At 64.5% G+C, this 16,845-nt stretch carries 17 protein-coding genes, 1 other RNA gene and 1 pseudogene; 10 read left to right on the top strand and 9 right to left on the bottom strand.

Annotation, left to right across the window (positions count from 1 at the left end; translation table 11 throughout):
- Nucleotides 1-201, top strand: a pseudogene (locus tag AOT87_RS27970) (hypothetical protein); the annotation flags it as partial.
- Nucleotides 202-217: 16 nt separating this feature from the next.
- Here the strand turns inward: AOT87_RS27970 and recR are convergent.
- Both recR and AOT87_RS19155 read right to left on the bottom strand, forming a co-directional pair.
- Nucleotides 218-826, bottom strand: coding sequence for a recombination mediator RecR (gene recR, locus AOT87_RS19160; protein ID WP_030096005.1), 609 nt, complete (start codon nucleotides 824-826; stop codon nucleotides 218-220).
- Nucleotides 819-1,163, bottom strand: coding sequence for a YbaB/EbfC family nucleoid-associated protein (locus AOT87_RS19155; RefSeq protein WP_030096006.1), 345 nt, complete (start codon nucleotides 1,161-1,163; stop codon nucleotides 819-821). Before AOT87_RS19155 ends, recR begins: the two co-directional genes overlap by 8 nt.
- 205 nt (nucleotides 1,164-1,368) lie before the next feature.
- On the opposite strand from AOT87_RS19155, the gene AOT87_RS19150 reads away from it, so the two are divergent.
- Nucleotides 1,369-2,112 carry an Rv3717 family N-acetylmuramoyl-L-alanine amidase gene (locus AOT87_RS19150; RefSeq protein ID WP_030096007.1) on the top strand — a complete coding sequence of 248 codons (744 nt, stop codon included), beginning with the start codon at nucleotides 1,369-1,371 and terminating at the stop codon, nucleotides 2,110-2,112.
- Here the strand turns inward: AOT87_RS19150 and AOT87_RS19145 are convergent.
- From AOT87_RS19145 to AOT87_RS19135, 3 genes are read right to left on the bottom strand one after another with little or no spacing between them, the layout of a single operon-like run.
- Nucleotides 2,109-2,555, bottom strand: coding sequence for an SRPBCC family protein (locus AOT87_RS19145; protein WP_030096008.1), 447 nt, complete (start codon nucleotides 2,553-2,555; stop codon nucleotides 2,109-2,111). The two genes, AOT87_RS19150 and AOT87_RS19145, sit on opposite strands and share 4 nt — an antisense overlap.
- A 49-nt stretch (nucleotides 2,556-2,604) precedes the next feature.
- Nucleotides 2,605-3,426, bottom strand: coding sequence for an enoyl-CoA hydratase/isomerase family protein (locus AOT87_RS19140; RefSeq protein WP_057967012.1), 822 nt, complete (start codon nucleotides 3,424-3,426; stop codon nucleotides 2,605-2,607).
- Nucleotides 3,427-3,439: 13 nt separating this feature from the next.
- Nucleotides 3,440-4,633 carry an acyl-CoA dehydrogenase family protein gene (locus AOT87_RS19135; RefSeq protein WP_057967013.1) on the bottom strand — a complete coding sequence of 398 codons (1,194 nt, stop codon included), beginning with the start codon at nucleotides 4,631-4,633 and terminating at the stop codon, nucleotides 3,440-3,442.
- A 91-nt stretch (nucleotides 4,634-4,724) separates the two neighbouring features.
- Here AOT87_RS19135 and AOT87_RS19130 point away from each other — a divergent pair, with 91 nt between their 5' ends.
- From AOT87_RS19130 to AOT87_RS19110, 5 genes are all read left to right on the top strand, one after another.
- Nucleotides 4,725-5,396 carry a TetR/AcrR family transcriptional regulator gene (locus tag AOT87_RS19130; protein ID WP_198528392.1) on the top strand — a complete coding sequence of 224 codons (672 nt, stop codon included), beginning with the start codon at nucleotides 4,725-4,727 and terminating at the stop codon, nucleotides 5,394-5,396.
- Nucleotides 5,383-6,357, top strand: a complete 975-nt coding sequence (locus tag AOT87_RS19125) for an aminoglycoside phosphotransferase family protein (protein ID WP_057967014.1) — start codon at nucleotides 5,383-5,385, stop codon at nucleotides 6,355-6,357. The genes AOT87_RS19130 and AOT87_RS19125 overlap by 14 nt, the downstream gene beginning before the upstream one ends.
- Complete coding sequence (locus tag AOT87_RS19120) at nucleotides 6,354-7,628, top strand: enolase C-terminal domain-like protein (RefSeq protein ID WP_030096013.1); 1,275 nt, start codon at nucleotides 6,354-6,356, stop codon at nucleotides 7,626-7,628. Before AOT87_RS19125 ends, AOT87_RS19120 begins: the two co-directional genes overlap by 4 nt.
- A 76-nt stretch (nucleotides 7,629-7,704) precedes the next feature.
- Nucleotides 7,705-9,075 (top strand): FAD-binding oxidoreductase, encoded by a 1,371-nt coding sequence (locus AOT87_RS19115; RefSeq protein WP_057967015.1) that lies wholly within the window; start codon nucleotides 7,705-7,707, stop codon nucleotides 9,073-9,075.
- Complete coding sequence (locus tag AOT87_RS19110) at nucleotides 9,072-10,382, top strand: class I SAM-dependent methyltransferase (protein WP_057967016.1); 1,311 nt, start codon at nucleotides 9,072-9,074, stop codon at nucleotides 10,380-10,382. The genes AOT87_RS19115 and AOT87_RS19110 overlap by 4 nt, the downstream gene beginning before the upstream one ends.
- Here the strand turns inward: AOT87_RS19110 and AOT87_RS19105 are convergent.
- The gene (locus AOT87_RS19105) at nucleotides 10,379-12,382 is read right to left on the bottom strand and encodes a DNA polymerase III subunits gamma/tau (protein ID WP_030096016.1); all 2,004 of its coding nucleotides are present in this window, start codon (nucleotides 12,380-12,382) and stop codon (nucleotides 10,379-10,381) included. The two genes, AOT87_RS19110 and AOT87_RS19105, sit on opposite strands and share 4 nt — an antisense overlap.
- Nucleotides 12,383-12,477: 95 nt before the next feature.
- On the opposite strand from AOT87_RS19105, the gene AOT87_RS19100 reads away from it, so the two are divergent.
- On the top strand, nucleotides 12,478-13,203 hold the full coding sequence (locus AOT87_RS19100) for a hypothetical protein (RefSeq protein ID WP_052399521.1): 726 nt from the start codon (nucleotides 12,478-12,480) through the stop codon (nucleotides 13,201-13,203).
- A gap of 33 nt (nucleotides 13,204-13,236) precedes the next feature.
- Nucleotides 13,237-13,893: a hypothetical protein gene (locus tag AOT87_RS19095; protein ID WP_057967032.1), complete on the top strand. Its 657-nt coding sequence runs from the start codon at nucleotides 13,237-13,239 to the stop codon at nucleotides 13,891-13,893.
- Here AOT87_RS19095 and AOT87_RS19090 read toward each other — a convergent pair.
- Nucleotides 13,890-15,173 carry an aminotransferase class I/II-fold pyridoxal phosphate-dependent enzyme gene (locus AOT87_RS19090; RefSeq protein ID WP_030096019.1) on the bottom strand — a complete coding sequence of 428 codons (1,284 nt, stop codon included), beginning with the start codon at nucleotides 15,171-15,173 and terminating at the stop codon, nucleotides 13,890-13,892. The genes AOT87_RS19095 and AOT87_RS19090 overlap by 4 nt on opposite strands.
- 48 nt (nucleotides 15,174-15,221) lie before the next feature.
- Nucleotides 15,222-15,318, bottom strand: an RNA gene (gene ffs / locus AOT87_RS27965) — signal recognition particle sRNA small type.
- Nucleotides 15,319-15,442: 124 nt separating this feature from the next.
- Between ffs and AOT87_RS27960 the strand changes: the two genes are divergently transcribed.
- Entirely contained in the window at nucleotides 15,443-15,898 is a 456-nt protein-coding gene (locus AOT87_RS27960) for an acyl-CoA thioesterase (RefSeq protein WP_081343483.1), read from the top strand.
- Here the strand turns inward: AOT87_RS27960 and AOT87_RS19085 are convergent.
- Nucleotides 15,895-16,845, bottom strand: coding sequence for an amidohydrolase family protein (locus tag AOT87_RS19085; protein ID WP_030096021.1), 951 nt, complete (start codon nucleotides 16,843-16,845; stop codon nucleotides 15,895-15,897). The two genes, AOT87_RS27960 and AOT87_RS19085, sit on opposite strands and share 4 nt — an antisense overlap.

Below are 16,845 nucleotides of genomic sequence, written 5' to 3'. Positions count from 1 at the left end.
GGCGGGATCGGCGGCGGTAACGGTCCTGGCGGATCGGTCGGCGCTAACGGCGCAACCACCGGCGTGTTTTCGTCCTCATCGGACTGCAGTGGACCGGGACCTCAACCGAACCCGGGCGCACCCGGTGATCCAGGGACATCGGTGACGGTGTCGGGAGCACAAGGCAACCCCGGTCAGGCACAGTTCCTCATCGTCCCCTGAAGGTAGGCAAGGGAATTCAGAGGGGGCGGCGGCCGGAGAGGGCGCGCCCGAGGGTCAACTCGTCCGCGAACTCCAGGTCGCCGCCCATCGGCAGACCGGACGCCAACCGGGTGACGGTCAGTCCGGGGAAATCGCGCAGCATCCGTACCAGGTAGGTGGCCGTCGCCTCACCCTCGGTGTTCGGGTCCGTGGCGATGATGACCTCGGAAATGGAGACCCCGTCTTCGTCGGTTCCGATGCGCGTCAACAGCTCCCGAATCCGCAACTGGTCGGGACCGACACCCGAGAGCGGGTCCAGCGCGCCACCGAGCACGTGATAACGACCGCGGAATTCCCGGGTGCGCTCGACCGCCTGCACATCCTTGGGTTCCTCGACAACGCAGACCAATGCGAGATCGCGCCGTGGGTCCGAGCAGATCCGGCAGCGCTCCTTATCGGAGACGTTCCCGCAGACCTCGCAGAACTGAACGCCATCGCGAACCCGCGTCAAGGCTGCGGTCAGCCGATCGATATCGGGAGCCTCGACACCCAGAAGATGGAAGGCGATGCGCTGCGCGCTCTTGGGTCCAACCCCGGGCAGTTTGCCCAGCTCGTCAATGAGGTCCTGGACCGGGCCCTCAAACACCGGGCAATCCCAGCCCTCCGCCAAGATCGCCGAGGCCACCCGCGAGCGGGCCCAGCCGCTGGCTCGCCAGTTCCTGTGTCTTCGAGGTCAGATCGGCCAACGCACCGATGATCAGGTCCTGGAGTGTCTCGACATCTTCGGGATCGACGATCTTCGGGTCGATCTGCACGTTGATCACTTCGCCACTGCCCTTGCCGGTGATCCGCACCAGGCCGCCACCGGACTCCCCGGTGACCTCGGCCGCCGCGATCTGCGCCTGAGCGGCCATCAGCTGCTGCTGCATCTGCTGTGCCTGCGCGAGCAGGGCTGACATATCCGGGGCGCCTCCGGGTTGCATGAAATCTCCTTCTCGCCTCAAACGACCGGGTATCAACTTGGTCACGCTCGCCGGGCCTCGGCGGGTCGTCAACAAGGGTAGCCGCCGTCCGGGCTACCGTGGCCAGGTGCGAGTGAGTTTCGGACACCAGATGTCGCGTGCCGTGCCGCTCCGTCGTGCCATGGGCCTGGCGGGAACGGCGCTGTTGACGGCGGCATCGGTCACGGTGCTGCCGATCGTGACGCCGGCGGCGCCCATCGCCGCGGCCGCACCCGGCATCGCCGGACGCATCGTCGTGCTGGACCCCGGGCATAACGGGGCCAATGACGGGTCGATCAACAACCAGGTGCCCGACGGTCGGGGCGGCACGAAGAGTTGTCAGACCAGCGGCACCGTTACCGATGGCGGGTACCCGGAGCACACCTTCGCGTGGAACACCGTGCTGCTCATCCGTCAGCAGCTGACCCAACTCGGCGTGCGCACCGCGATGACCCGTGGCGACGACGACAAGCTCGGTCCGTGCATCGACAAACGCGCGGAGATCGAGAACAGCTTCAACCCCGATGCCGTCGTGAGTATCCACGCCGACGGCGGCCCGGCCGGTGGTCATGGCTTCCATGTCAACTACTCGAATCCGCCGGTAAACGCGGTGCAGGGCGAGCCGACGCTGCGCTTCGCCAAGACCATGCGTGACAGCCTGCAAGCCGCCGGCCTGACACCGGCGACCTACATCGGCACCGGCGGGCTCTATGGCCGCTCTGACCTGGCGGGCCTCAACCTTGCCCAGCACCCGAAGGTTCTCGTCGAGCTCGGCAACATGAAGAACGCCCAGGACTCGGCGATGATGACGAGCCCCGAGGGCCGCGCCAAATACGCGCAGGCCGTGGTTCAGGGCATCGTGGCATACCTCAGCGGTACCGCACCGGCGCCGGGTGTAGACCCGGCGGCGGCGCCTGCACCCGGCGGTTAGGTCGCCGAACCTTCGACCGTCTTCTTCAGGTTTTCCAGCACTTCGGCCTGAATTTTCTTGAGCCCCAACGGCGCAAAGGTCTTCTCGAAGAATCCCTTGATGCCACCGCCGCCCGTCCACGCCGTCTTGGTGGTGACCGTCGAGCCGGTTCCGGCAGGTGCGACGGTCCAGCTGGTCACCAGTGTGGAGTTGGCATCCTTCTCGATGACGGTGTGCCCGGCGACGCTGACGCTGGACTTGATGTCCCGCACGCGCGACTCGGTGGCCTGAAGCTTCCAGGACGCGACGGTGCCCTCACCCTGACCGCCCTCAAGCACCTGGTAGTCGCGGTAGTGGCTGGACAGGATCTGCGGGCGCACATTCTGGTAGTCGGCAACAGCGGCGAGCACTGTCTCTGGCGTCGCGTTGATCAACACCGAACTGGACGCACTGACCTGACCCATGAGTTCTCCCTCGCTACGACTTGGTTCTACTACTGGTTGTAGTCGCAGTCTAAGGGTCGGCCACGAGATCGCCGAGGCGACGTTCACCGTCCACCGTCTGACCGCCCCGTTGCAGAAAGCGCGCGATTCTCTGGGTGCTGTGCTCATCCTTGAATGCGGCGACGATGGCTGCCCGCTCCGCGGCCAACCCCGGCTCCAGGTCGGTGACCAGCGCATCGACCGTGCTCTTGGCTCCCGCGATCAGTGCGAGCGGATTGACGGCGATCCGCCGGGCAAGCCGATTCACGAACGGCCACCCCTCATCTGCGTCCAGAGCACGGTTCACCCAGCCGTATCGTTCCGCGAGATCGGCATCGAAATCCTCATGACCCAAAATCACCTCAAGCGCACGCGCCCGACCCAGCCCCTGGAGAAGGTGCTGCGGACCAGATCCCGCCGGGACGATCCCCAGCCCCGTCTCCACCTGATTGAAGATGGCCTGGCCACGGACCGCGAAACGCATGTCCAGGTTGAGGAGGAACTCACTTCCCCCGCCCGCGACCCTGCCCTCAACCAGTGCGATGGTGGCCTGGCGCAGCCCGCGGAACCTGCCGACCAACCGCTGGAAGGATTCGACCGAGTCGGCAGTACGGGCCGAATCCGATTGCAGAATCTCGACATTCAGGTGTGCGATGAAGAAATCGGGATTGGCGCTGCCGAACAGCACCACCGTCACGTCGTCGCGATCAGTGAGCCAACGAGCCAGCCGTGACAGGCTCGACATGAGTGGCCCGTCCAGCAGATTGAGCGGACCGTTGTCGATCAGGACAGTCAGGACACGATCGTCGCGCGCACACCGCAACCCGTTGAGCTCGGGCACCTGCGTATTCACGAGCCAGTGCTCATCAGAACGCGACAGATCCCGGCGGCAGTCCCAATTCCACCCGGCCGAACAGCTCGTAGGCCGAATCCGTGTCGTAGACAACGTGTGTGGACAAGGTGTTCACATCGCGCAAGTGGCGCTGTAACGGCGAGTCCTCGTATTGCGCGGAGGCACCGCATGCCTCGACCGCCTCGGCGATGGCCTGTTTGCAGACTTCGACGACGTAGGCACAGTTGCGGCGCACAGCCACCCGATCCTCGGTGGCCAGCCCCTCGCCGGAGCGCAGCTTGTCCTCCACATCTCGCACCGTCTGCAATAGCAGGGTGCGTGCCGACTCAGCCTGCGCCGCAACATGTCCCATGCGCCGGTGCGCGGTGGCCAGCTTGGACTGCTCCTGCATCGAGTACCGCATCACCCGGGTCTTGATCTTCTCGGTGAACAGCTCCACCGTCCCCAGCGCCATCCCCACCGCCGGCGCGGCCGCGACATTGGAGAGGGCGCAGAACAGGGGTATCCGATAGATGGCAGACCCGTGCAGTTCCGCCGAGGGTGACTGCCCGCGCGCCAGCGGACCGAACTCCTGCACCCGATGCTCGGGGACGAAGACGTCGCTGACGGCGATGTCCATGCTCCCGGTACCCCGCAGACCGGAGGTGTACCAGGTGTCGATGACCTCGAGATCGTTCCTGGGGATCATGAAGGTGCGCAGATCTGGATACTTCGGCGGCTCGTCATGCTGCACCACCGCGGCAACCGATGCCCACGACGAATGCCAGACACCACTGCCGAATTGCCAACGTCCGCTTATCTTGTAACCGCCCTCGACGGGAGTGGCGATACCCGATGGCGACCAGCTGCCCGGAAACAGCAACGGAGACCCCGGCGGAACCGAGCCGAACATCTCGTCCTGCAGTTCCTCGGGGAACAACCCGGCGAGCCAGTTGTGGATTCCGTAGATACAGAAGGTCCAGGCGGTCGATCCGCAGACCTTGCCCACCTCGATGACCGCGCTCACCAAGGTCTCCAGACTGGCCTCGTCGCCCCCGTAGCGGCGCGGCGCCATCAGGCTGAACAGACCCGACTGGGACAGTTCGGCAATGGTCTCGTCGGGCATCCGGCGCAAGCGCTCGGCCTCGAGCGCCCGTGCCGCGATAGCGGATGCGAGGTCACGCGCTCGCTGAACTGCATCGGTCTGCACTGCTGTCGAACTCGTCATCAAAACCTCGCAACCTGCGCAATCATTAGGGAATGACACGCGATCGGACTGAACCTGAATCTCGATTCAGGTTTAATGTAGCCTTGGCGGGGTGGTGATGTCTAGCGATTCAGCGATCCGGCCCGTGGCCGCCGAGCAGCCCTCGACACAACGTGGCCGCAGCACGCGCCGCGCCCTGATGGATGCGGCGCGTGAGGTCATCTCCCGGGTCGGGTACTCCGAGGCACGGGTCATCGACATCACCACCGAGGCCGGGAAATCCGTCGGGGTTTTCTACAATTACTTCACCGACAAGGCCGAGCTTCTCCGTACCATGGTTGATGAGTTCCGCGATGAGGCGTACACCCGCGGCGACACCGTCGAGACGGGCGATCGCGCACCATATGACGTGATCCGGGACATCGTCACCGTGTACTGGACCACCTATCGCGACCATGCCCCTGTGCTCTCCGGGGTATTCCAGGCCGCGCAGATAGACCCGGCATTCGTCGAGTACTGGCGAGACCTGCGCGCCCCGGCACGCACGATGATCGCCAACAACATTCGGCGACTGCAGAAACACGAGTACTCCCCGGGGATGGATCCCGATATCACCGCATCGGCGATCGGGGCGATGATGGACTACTTCTGTTACGTCTGGCTGGTAGAGGGTGGGGAGACCGGACGCAGCTCGGTCACCGACGAGGAGGCCATCGACACGCTCGCCCGCATCTGGTTCAACGCGCTGTGGTGGAAATCCGAAGGTGCGCATGGCACCACCTGACTGGGTGGTCGAGCTTCTCTCGCACGCCGGACTTGTGTCTGCGGAGGCACAACCATTGACCGGAGGGGTGTCCTCCGACGTGTGGCGTGTTCGGCTGAGTTCGGGCGAATCGGTGGTGGTCAAGCGGGCCATCGAGCGGCTTCGGGTACAGGCTCACTGGGTAGCACCGTTGCAGCGCAATATCTTTGAGGCGCGCTATCTCCGGCGCGCGGCGACGATCGTTCCGTCTTTCACGCCCCGGGTTGTCCTGGCCGTCGAAGATCTGCATGCGTTCGCGATGACAGATCTGGGGCCCATTGCCTCCTGGCGCGAAGATCTTGCGAACGGGCGTATCGATCCAGAAGTGGGCAGGGAACTCGGCGTACGCCTCGTTGCCGTGCATGCGCACACGGCCGGGGACGCCACGGTGGCAAGCGAATTCGCATCCGATGACCTGTTCGAGGCGTTACGAATCGAGCCGTATCTACGCTATCCGGCAGAGCGCCTGCCGGACCACGCCGATGCCCTTTCCCAACTTGCCGATGACCTCGCCGGTACGCACATCGCACTGGTGCATGGAGATGTGAGCCCGAAGAACGTCATCGTCACCGCGGATGGACCGGTGCTGACCGATGCCGAATGTGCCTGGTACGGAGATCCCGCCTTCGATCTCGCGTTCTGCCTTAATCATCTGCTGCTCAAGCGGATATGGAAACCAGAGTACCGCGAGCGGTTGTGGGAGACGAGCCGCCGACTCTGCACCGCGTACCTGGCGGGCGTCTCCTGGGAATCGCCGGATACGGTGGCCGCCCGGACCGCGCGCCTCCTACCCGCGTTGGCTCTCGCTCGCATCGACGGACGATCGCCCGTGGACTACTTGTCCGCCTCTCAACGCGATTCACTGCGCACCCGCGCAGGGCAGGCCTTGCATGAATCGGCCACCGATCCGCTGGCCGTCACACAACAGTTAGAGGGACCATGACCGGAACACACATCAGTGGTGTGCACGCTCGACGCGTATGGGATTCACGCGGGCGGCCGACCGTCGAGGCGGAGCTGCTGCTGGGCGATGGCAGCATCGGGCGGGCGATCGCTCCCGCGGGTGCGTCCCGGGGCAGCGGCGAGGCCGCCGATCTACGGGACGGCGGCAGCCCTTTCGCCGGTTACGACGTGACCGCTGCGGTGGCAGCCGCCCGCGCTCTGACCGAGCATCTGGTCGGCATCGACGCCACCGACCAGAAGGCCGTCGACACGGCGCTCACCGCGGCTGACGGTTCGGACGCGTTCGCGCTCATCGGCGGTAACACGTCGGTGGCCATGTCGATGGCGGCCGCACACGCCGCAGCCGCATCGCACGGTATTCCGTTGTGGCGTTATCTCATCGGTGATCGAACGGCCGCCATGCCGCTGCCGGAGATTCAGGTGATCGGCGGGGGCGCCCATGCCGCGCGTCGCACCGATGTTCAAGATTTCATGGTGGTGCCCGCGGCAGCCGACAGCATCGAACAAGGCCTCAACTGGGTCGCCGAAATCCATCGCGCATGCGGGGCTTTGCTTTCCGAGCGAGGCCGGCTCGCCGGGGTGGCAGATGAGGGTGGATGGTGGCCGGTGGTGGACTCCAACGAGGACGCACTGGAACTGCTGGTCGCCTCCATCGAGCGGGCCGGGTTGCAGCCGGGAGCCCAGGTCACGATCGCGTTGGACATCGCGTCGAGCGAATTCGGCAGCGGCGGCCGCTACCGCCTCGGGCTCGATGGCACCGAGCTCGACTCCGATGCGTGGGCAGAGGTTCTGATCGGGTGGATAGATAAGTATCCGATCGCTTCCATCGAGGATCCACTCGCCGAGGACGATCCCGCTGCCCTGGCGGAGTTCACCCAGACAGTGGGACACCGCGTCCTGGTAGTCGGTGACGATTTCACCGTCACCAATGCCGAGCGGGTGCGCCGAGCAACCGAGGCCGGAGCGTGTAACGGATTACTGGTGAAGCCCAACCAGGCCGGCACACTCAGCGCCGCCAAGTCGGCGCACGACACCGCTCACGACTGCGGATGGGACACCATCGTGTCTGCGCGATCGGGTGAGAGCGAGGATGTCACCATTGCGCACCTGGCGGTCGGGTGGGGTGCCGAGCAACTCAAGGTCGGCTCCATCACCAGATCCGAACGCACCGCGAAATGGAACGAGCTGCTCCGCATCGACGAACAGCTTGGCGGAGCACCGATTCGGCTAGGACGATTGACCCTGGATTAGTTTCCGACAGTCGCGCTTGGCATCCGAATCACGTTCTCGGGTGCGCCACGCGCAGAACCGGGCTAGCGTAGGAATTGTGCCTATCTCGTCAGGATCGGCGCACGCCGAGGGAGTGAACCGGCTACTACGGAGTTACCGGGCCATTCCCACGACGGCGACCGTGCGTTTGGCTAAGCCCACCTCAAATCTGTTCCGCGCAAGGGCAAAGTCGACTACACCGGGCCTGGATACCTCGGGCCTCACCGGTGTCATCAGTGTGGACACCGTCAATCGCACGGCCGACGTGGCCGGCATGTGTACCTATGAGGACCTGGTCGCGGCCACCCTTTCCCACGGACTCGCACCGCTGGTGGTGCCCCAGCTCAAGACCATCACACTGGGTGGCGCGGTCACCGGGCTCGGGATCGAATCGGCGTCCTTCCGCAACGGGCTTCCGCACGAGTCGGTTCTCGACATGGACATCCTCACCGGCGCGGGCGAAATCGTCACCGCATCGGCGCACGAACACACAGATCTCTATCGAGGCTTCCCCAACTCGTACGGCACGCTGGGCTACTCGGTGCGGCTACGCATCGAGCTCGAACCCGTCGGACGGTTTGTTGCCCTGCGGCACATCCGATTCCATGGCCTCGATGAACTCGTGGCAGCGATGGAGTCGATCGTGGATTCGGCGACCTTCCAGGGCGAACGAGTGGACTATCTGGACGGTGTGGTGTTCACCGACGAGGAGTCCTACCTGTGTCTGGGCACCCAGACGGATGCGCCCGGCCCGGTGAGCGATTACACGGGACAACAGATCTACTATCGCTCGATCCAGCATGCGGACGGCACCGGTCACGATCGGCTGAGCATCCACGACTACCTATGGCGTTGGGACACCGACTGGTTCTGGTGTTCCCGCGCGTTCGGCGCGCAAAATCCACGCATCCGCAGGCTGTGGCCGCGAAAGTATCGGCGCAGCAGCGTCTACTGGAAGATGATCGGCCTTGATCAGCGTTACAACATCGCCGACCGCATCGAGAAGTTTAACGGGCGCCCAGCCCGGGAACGCGTCGTCCAGGACGTCGAGGTACCGATCGGTCACACCGCGGAGTTTCTGCGATGGTTCCTCGACGAAGTACCCATTGAACCGGTATGGCTGTGTCCGTTGCATTTACGCGACAACGCGGGATGGCCGCTGTATCCGATACGCTCGGGCCAGACGTACGTCAACATCGGCTTCTGGTCCTCGGTGCCCGCAGGCGCCGTCGATGGAGCCACCAACCGGCGGATCGAGCACAAGGTCAGCGAACTGGGTGGACACAAATCGCTGTACTCCGAATCCTTCTATCCGCGTGAAGAGTTCGAGGCTCTGTACGGCGGCGAGCACTATCGGACGTTGAAGAAGATGTACGACCCCGATAACCGATTGCTGGATCTCTATGCGAAGGCGGTACGGCGACAATGACGACGACTCAGGCCAAGAACGACCGGGGCGAGAACGGCAAGCTCTCGCTCGCCGAGATTCTCGAAATCATGGCGGCCGGAGACCTGCCGCTGCGCTTCAGCGCCTACGACGGCAGCAAGGCCGGACCGGAGAATGCCGAACTGGGGCTCGATCTACTGACGCCGCGCGGCACAACGTATTTGGCGACGGCACCGGGTGACCTGGGGCTGGCGCGGGCGTATGTTTCCGGCGATATCGAAATGCAGGGCGTGCACCCGGGCGACCCTTATGAACTGTTGAAGGCCATGGCCGACAGACTGGATTTCAAGCGACCGCCCGCGCGCGTGCTGGCCAACATCGTCAGGTCGATCGGTTTCGAACATCTGCGGCCCATCGCACCGCCGCCGCAGGAGGCACTGCCCCGTTGGCGGCGGGTCGTCGAGGGATTCCGGCACAGCAAGACCCGCGATTCCGAGGCCATCCATCATCACTACGACGTCTCGAACGCGTTCTACGAGTGGGTACTCGGCCCGTCCATGACCTACACGTGTGCCTGCTATCCGAACGCTGAGGCCACGCTGGAAGAGGCACAAGAGAACAAGTACCGGCTGGTTTTCGAGAAGCTGGCGCTCAAACCCGGAGACCGGTTGCTCGACGTGGGTTGCGGCTGGGGATCGATGGTCCGGTACGCCGCACGGCGCGGCGTACACGCCACCGGTGTCACCTTATCGGCCGAGCAGGCCGCCTGGGCACAGAAAGCCCTTGCCGACGAAGGCCTTTCGGATCTGGCGGAGGTCCGCCATGCGGACTATCGCGATACCACAGAAAGAGAGTTCGACGCGGTCTCGTCGATCGGGCTGACCGAGCACATCGGCATCGCGAACTATCCCGCCTACTTCCGGTTTCTGCAGTCGCGACTGAAGACCGGCGGCCTGCTGCTCAACCATTGCATTACCCGGCCGGACAATCGAACCTCGGCCGTCGCAGGATATTTCATCGACCGCTACGTCTTCCCCGACGGGGAGTTGACTGGGTCGGGGAAAATCATCACCGAGATCCAGAACGTTGGCCTGGAGGTGCTGCACGAGGAGAATCTGCGTCACCATTACGCACTGACCCTCAAGGAGTGGTGCGCCAACCTCGTCGAACACTGGGATGAGGCAGTCGACGAGGTAGGCGAGGCCACCGCGAAGGTGTGGGGCCTGTACATGGCCGGTTCACGACTGGGCTTCGAGCGCAATGTCGTTCAGCTACACCAGGTGCTGGCCACTAAACTTGATGCGCGCGGCGGGTCCTCGCTGCCGCTGCGCCCGTGGTGGCAGCCCTAGCTGGGGTCAATCTTGCGAGCGCCCAGCTCGTTCTGAAGTAGTTCCAGCGCAACCTCTTCGGGATCGCGTCGCGGACCCGCCTCGCCCTGCCCGGCCTCGGCGAGCATCTGCTCCTCCTCGTCCTCCGGGGACGTGGGTTCCGGTTCAGGTTCGGGTGCCGGCTCGGGCTCGGGCGTCGGGCGGCTGGGCCGGGTCACGACCCGCGGTGGGGCCTTGTTGACTTTCGGCGCCTGGGCGGGGGCGCCGGCGTCCGCACTGCCCGCCTCGCAACGGATCTCCCAGTCCACCCCGAGCGCATCCTTCAACGCTTCCCGGATGACCTCGGCATTGCGCGACTCGGTGATGCGCTTGGCCAATGGTGGCGAATCATGGGACAGCACCAGGGTCTTGCCCTCGATGGCACGCACGGTGGCACCGGAGAGCATGACCTCGGTGGTCCGGCTGCGGTCCCTGACCTTGGATCGGATCTCGGCCCAGGCGTTGCGCACGGCAGTGGTGTCAAGTGCCCCCGGCTGACGCGGCTCGGGGGCAGGTTCCGGCTCTGGCGCTGGAACTGGCTCTGGTTCCGGCTCCGGCTCTGGTTCCGGAACGGGCGGTGAGGGCGGCTCCGGGGCCGGCTCGGGCGTCGGAGCAGGTGCCGGGGTTGGCTCAGGCTCTGGCGCTGGAACTGGGTCCGGTTGCGGGGTGGGTTCCGGAGCCGGAGCGGGTGTATGCGGCGGAGTCGGCGCGGGAGGCTCGGGCGCCGGGGCCGGCGGTGCGGTTGTTTCGGCGGCCGGGGCGGAGGGGGCCTGGGACTTGCGGACAAAGCGCGGCGACGCGCCTGCCCCACCGGCCTCGGGCACCGACATGTCCAGACGCTTCTCGATACGCTCGACGCGTTGCAGCACAGCAGATTCCGCGTCTGTGGCCGAGGGCAGCAGCAGTCGGGCGCACACCACTTCCAGCAGCAGCCGAGGTGCCGTCGCGCCCCGCATCTCCCCGAGCCCGGCGTGCAGCACCTCGGCGTATCGAGTCAAGGTCGCGGGCCCGATGCGCTCGGCCTGCTCGCGCATCCGCTCCAGCACGTCCTGTGGCGCATCGACCACACCGCGCTCCACCGCATCCGGAACCGCTTGCAGAACAATAAGATCGCGGAAACGCTCGAGCAGGTCGGTGCCGAATCGGCGCGGGTCGTGTCCGGCATCCATCACGCCTTCGATGGCTCCGAACACCGCCGCGCCGTCACCGGCCGCGAGCGCGTCCACCGCATCGTCGATCAGTGCGATATCGGTGACGCCCAGCAGTGCGAGAGCCCGCTGGTAGGTCACGCGTTCCTCGTCCGCACCGGCGAGCAACTGGTCCAGTACCGACAGGGTGTCTCGAGGGGATCCGGCACCGGCGCGGATCACCAGCGGGTACACCGGATCGTCGACGGCGACGTTCTCCTGCGCACAGATGGCCTCGACAAGCGTCCGCATCGTCTTGGGCGCCAGCAGGCGGAACGGATAGTGATGGGTGCGCGACCGGATGGTCGGCAGCACCTTCTCCGGCTCGGTGGTGGCGAAAACGAAGATCAGATGCTCGGGTGGCTCCTCGACAATCTTGAGCAGCGCGTTGAAACCCGCGGTGGTGACCATGTGCGCTTCATCGATGATGAAGATGCGGTAGCGCGACTGCGCGGGTGCGTAAAAGGCCCGATCACGCAGCTCACGGGTGTCGTCCACACCACCGTGGCTGGCGGCGTCCAGTTCGATGACATCGACGTTGCCCGATCCGTTGGGCGCCAGCGCCACGCACGAATCACAGACCCCGCACGGCGTCGAGGTGGGCCCCTGCACGCAGTTGAGCGAGCGGGCCAGGATGCGGGCCGAGGACGTCTTACCGCAGCCACGGGGCCCCGAGAACAGATAGGCGTGGTTGATGCGGCCCGCGTCCAGCGCGGTGGTCAACGGTCCGGTGACGTGCTCCTGGCCGATGACTTCGGCGAAGGTCGCCGGGCGATACTTGCGGTACAGGGCCACGGAGAGCAAGGGTACCGGCGACCGCAGACGACCTTGGCGGGCCACCTGACGAACAAACGGCCACATTGGGTGATCTTGTTCGCTAAAGTCCGCGCATGAGGACACGTCGCGTTGATATGAACACTGTGTTGGCGGTTGGCGCGAGTGTCATCGCACTCGCATTCACCTCCGCTTGTTCCAAGGAATCGCCGAGTGAGTCACCGGCGCCGTCGTCGAGTACCCAGAAGGCCGACGAGCCGACCGTGAAGTTGCCCGAGGGCCCGGCGACCGCACTTTTGCTGACCCGGGAGGACTTCCCCGCCGGCAATGGGACGTTCACCATCGAAGACAAGCTCAAACTCGACAAGGACAAGGCGGACAAGTCCAAGCCGGAGAAGGTCAACCCGCCCGGGTGCTACGAGTTCATCTCCGAGGGAGACGGCGACTACGACAGGGCGCGCGCCAAGTACGACTCGGACACCGTGATGGCGGAGAGCAGTGTCGGGCTCGGTATCAAGCAGTCCTTCGACGACCTCGCGAAGCGCGCCCAGGAATGCGCATCCGTCCAGATGGAGGGCGACGGGGTGGCGATGAAGGCGCATGTCTCCATCTCCGATTTGCCCGGTGCCTCCGCGGAGACCAAGTTGGTCAAGGTCGGCGGTCTTCTCGGACCTGAGGGCGACCAGATCGGCGTCGAGTCGCACATCGCGATCGCGCATCCCCGGGGCACGACCGTCCGCATTGAGGTCGACCGATTCATCGAGCCGTGGACTCCCGAGCAGGACGCACTGGTGTTGGATCTACTCAACAAGCAGATCGCCAAGGTGCAAAAGGCGCCCTAGGCTAATCCGCACATGACGGATGGGGGAAGTCCCGTGGCTCGCACGCTGTCCATCAGCGCGATATCCGCCGCACTGATCCTCGTATCGGCGTGCACCAGCGTCGTCTCGGGTGAACCGAAGTCGGACGGTTCACCCGGGCTGCCCAAGGGTGATCCCGCCAAACTCCTGCTGCCCCGCCAGGACTTCCCCGAGGGCTCGGGCACCTATGAGGTGCTTGAGCGCCCGGGTGATGACGGCCCGACGGTCAGCCCATCCGAGTGCAACATGTTCGTCAACCACGACACGGTCACCTTCGATCAGGCCGCCGCACAGTACGAGGACGGGTCTCTTCGTGTGGACGTCGTGGTTGGCAAAGGGATCGCCGATTCGTTCCAGACCATCCAGGAGAAGGCGGGGCGGTGTGGGTCCGTCACGCTTGACCTCGACGGGATCGGCGGGACCGGCAGCGTCAAGACGGAGAAGGTCTCGGGAGCGAGCGTGGACGCGATCGCAGCCGTCTTCACCGGCGGCCTGGGCATGGACGGTGAACAGACCGTCGAGATCACCGTCAAGACGCTCACCGCACATCCGCGCGGCACCACGGTGACCGTCAAGGTCCTTCACGCCATGGAGCCCTGGACCAGTGACAACGACAAGCTGGCGCTGACGCTGCTCAACAAACAGATCGACAAGGTGCAGCAGGCGCCCTAGTTGGCGCGCTCCAGCAGCTTCTCGGTTGCCGCCAGCAGCGCGCACGTCGCCAGACCATCGACGGCGGCGCCGACGGTCTCCAGCGGCGGGAACGACGGTGCCAGACGAATGTTCCTGTCATTCGGGTCATTTCGGTACGGGAACGTGGCGCCCGCCTCGGTGAGCGCGATCCCAGCCTCCTTGGCCAGGGCCACCGTGCGTTTGGCGGTGCCGTCCAGCACGTCGAGGCTGATGAAGTATCCGCCCTTGGGCTCACTCCACGATGCGATCTTGCTCTCGCTCAATCGGTCGTCCAGGATCTCAAGCGCCAGCTCGAATTTGGGCGCGAGGATCTGCTGATGTTTCTGCATGTGCAGCTTGACGCCCTCGGCATCGCCGAAGAAGCGCAGGTGCCGCAGCTGATTCACCTTGTCGGGCCCGATGCTGCGCTTACCGGCGTGCTGCAGGTACCACGCGATGTTGGCCAGTGATCCGCCCATGAAACTGACGCCGGCTCCGGCGAAGGTGATCTTCGAGGTGGACGCAAAGATCAACGGTCGGTTGGGATGTCCGGCGGTCTCGGCGAGCCCCAGCAAGTCCACATTCCGGACGAAATCATGCGTCAGGGTGTGTACCGCGTAGGCGTTATCCCAGAACAGCCGGAAATCCGGTGCCGCCGTGTTCATCTGGGCCAGCCGGCGAACGACCTCCCACGAGTAGACGGTTCCGGTTGGGTTCGAGAAGACGGGAACGCTCCACATGCCCTTGATGGTCGGGTCGGAGGCGACGAGTTCCTCGATGAGGTCCACGTCGGGGCCGTCCTCGCGCAGCGGTACCGGAATCATCTCGATGCCGAAGGATTCGGTGATCGCGAAATGACGGTCGTATCCGGGCGCCGGGCACAGGAACTTTAGTGACGGCTCCTCAACCCACGGCCGGGGTGAGTCGACGGTTCCGTGCAGCAGCGCGTACACGATCACGTCGTGCATGAGGGAAAGGCTGGCGTTGTTGGCCGCGATCAGGTTGGGCGCGGGAACACTGAGTAGCTCACCGAAGATTGCACGCAGCTCCGGAAGGCCGTTACCGCCGCCGTAGTTGCGCGTATCGGTGCCATTGCCGTCGAGGTAGTCGCCGTCACCGGGCAGCGCCAGCAGTCCGTTCGACAGATCCAGCTGCTCGGGTGCCGGCTTGCCACGAGTGAGGTCCAGCGAGAGCCCCTTGGCCTTGAGCTGGCTGTAGTTCTCCTGCTGCAACCGATGCTGAGCTGCGAGTTCGTCGGGTCCGAGCGACAAGAATGACACGGCTTTCCCCTATTCGCCCCTGCGGGGCATCTGGAGGTCGCAATCTTCGGAAAGGGGACCCCGCGCACCCGACAGAGCCCGTTGACCCTTGCTGCCTTCCAGCCCTGGGGGAGTTCACAGGATAGACGCCGCGCGGGGTCCAACCATCAGTCTAGTGGGTGGGCCATACCGCCCCGAACCGTGGTGGGTGTTACCTTCCGATATCGTGAAATCGGATTGAGGCAATACCGTCTGTGCCCTCGAATTCGCTTAGGAAAGGACCAGCGGGAATGGCTGAAATTCCAACTCTTGCAGAGTTTCCGCTGCATTCACACGACAAGCTGCGTTATGCCGATACGGACCGGCAAGGACACATCAACAATTCCGTTTTCTCCACCTTGTTGGAAACCGGGCGAGTCGAGTTTCTACACGACAGCACAAGACGAATCCTGGAGCCAAACAGGGCGTTTGTTATCGCACGTTTGGAGATCGATTTCCTGGGCGAGATGCTATGGCCAGGCCAAGTAACTATCGGCACAGCGGTGGGTTCCGTCGGGCGCAGTTCACTCAAACTCCGCCAAGCCATCTTTCAGGAAAACCGGTGTGTCGCGAGAGCCCTCTCTGTCATTGTTTTGATGGATGAAAGCTCGCGCCTCTCGACACCATTCTCCGAGGATGTTCGGTCACGCCTTTCCGAGTCGGCATCGAATAGCGCACCGCAACCGCACTCCGATACAAACGCTTAATCGCCGACCAGCCCCAGCAGCTCAGCTCCATTGCGATCCAGGATCAGCGACGCGTCTTCGGCCGACAGACCCTCCTGGATGTAGGTCGCGGAACTGACGTACCGGGGGCCTCCCTGGTACGGGAAGTCCGATCCGAATACCAACCGGTCGGCGCCGAGCGATGCGACAGCGGCCCGCAGCGCGGGAGTGTGGTCATGCCCCACCGTGTCGAACCACAGCCGCCGGGCGGCATCCTTGGGTGCTTCCGGACAATGTGTCGCTTCCCATTCGGTCACCTGACGGTTCGCGCGCTCCAGCACCATCGGTAAGGCCCCGCCCAGATGACACGTCACGATCTTCATATCCGGATAACGCGACGGGATGCCCGCGACGATGAGGTGCATGATGGCGATCGTGTCCTCGATCGGCGCCCCGATCGACCAGGTGAGCGAGTGATCGGTGATCAAGGACGAGTCCGCACCGCACCCTGCTGGATGCACGAAAAGTATTGCGCCCCTGCTATTCAGTTCCTCGTACAGCGGATCGAATAGCGGATCGGCTATCGACCGGCCAAGTACCGAGGTCGTGATCGACGCGCCGTACATGCCCAGATCGTCGATCGCACGGCTCAGCTCCTCCAACGCGGCCGGGATGTGGGGTAGCGGCAGTGACGCCAGCGCGCGGAACCGTCCCGGATACTCACTGGCGAGCTTCGCGTACTCGTCGTTGACGAACCGGGCACTCTCGACGGCCGCCGTCTCGTCTTCGAAATGAGGCGATGCCGGTGTAGCCGAGAGGATCTGCAGGTCGACACCCGCCTCATCCATCAGCGCGAAACGCCCATCCAAATCGGTACGCGTCGCCCCGGCACCCAGGCCCCGATGGACATCGGTACCGGCCCTCCCATACTCGTCGAGTAACGACAGATAGTCGTCAGACCACAGGTGAGCGTGAATGTCTATGCGCAC

The sequence above is a fragment of the Mycobacteroides sp. H003 genome, assembly GCF_001440135.1.
Lineage (GTDB): Bacteria > Actinomycetota > Actinomycetes > Mycobacteriales > Mycobacteriaceae > Mycobacterium > Mycobacterium gwanakae.
The sequence above is the reverse complement of the archived record's forward strand: the minus strand, read 5'-3'. Positions and strand labels throughout refer to the sequence as shown.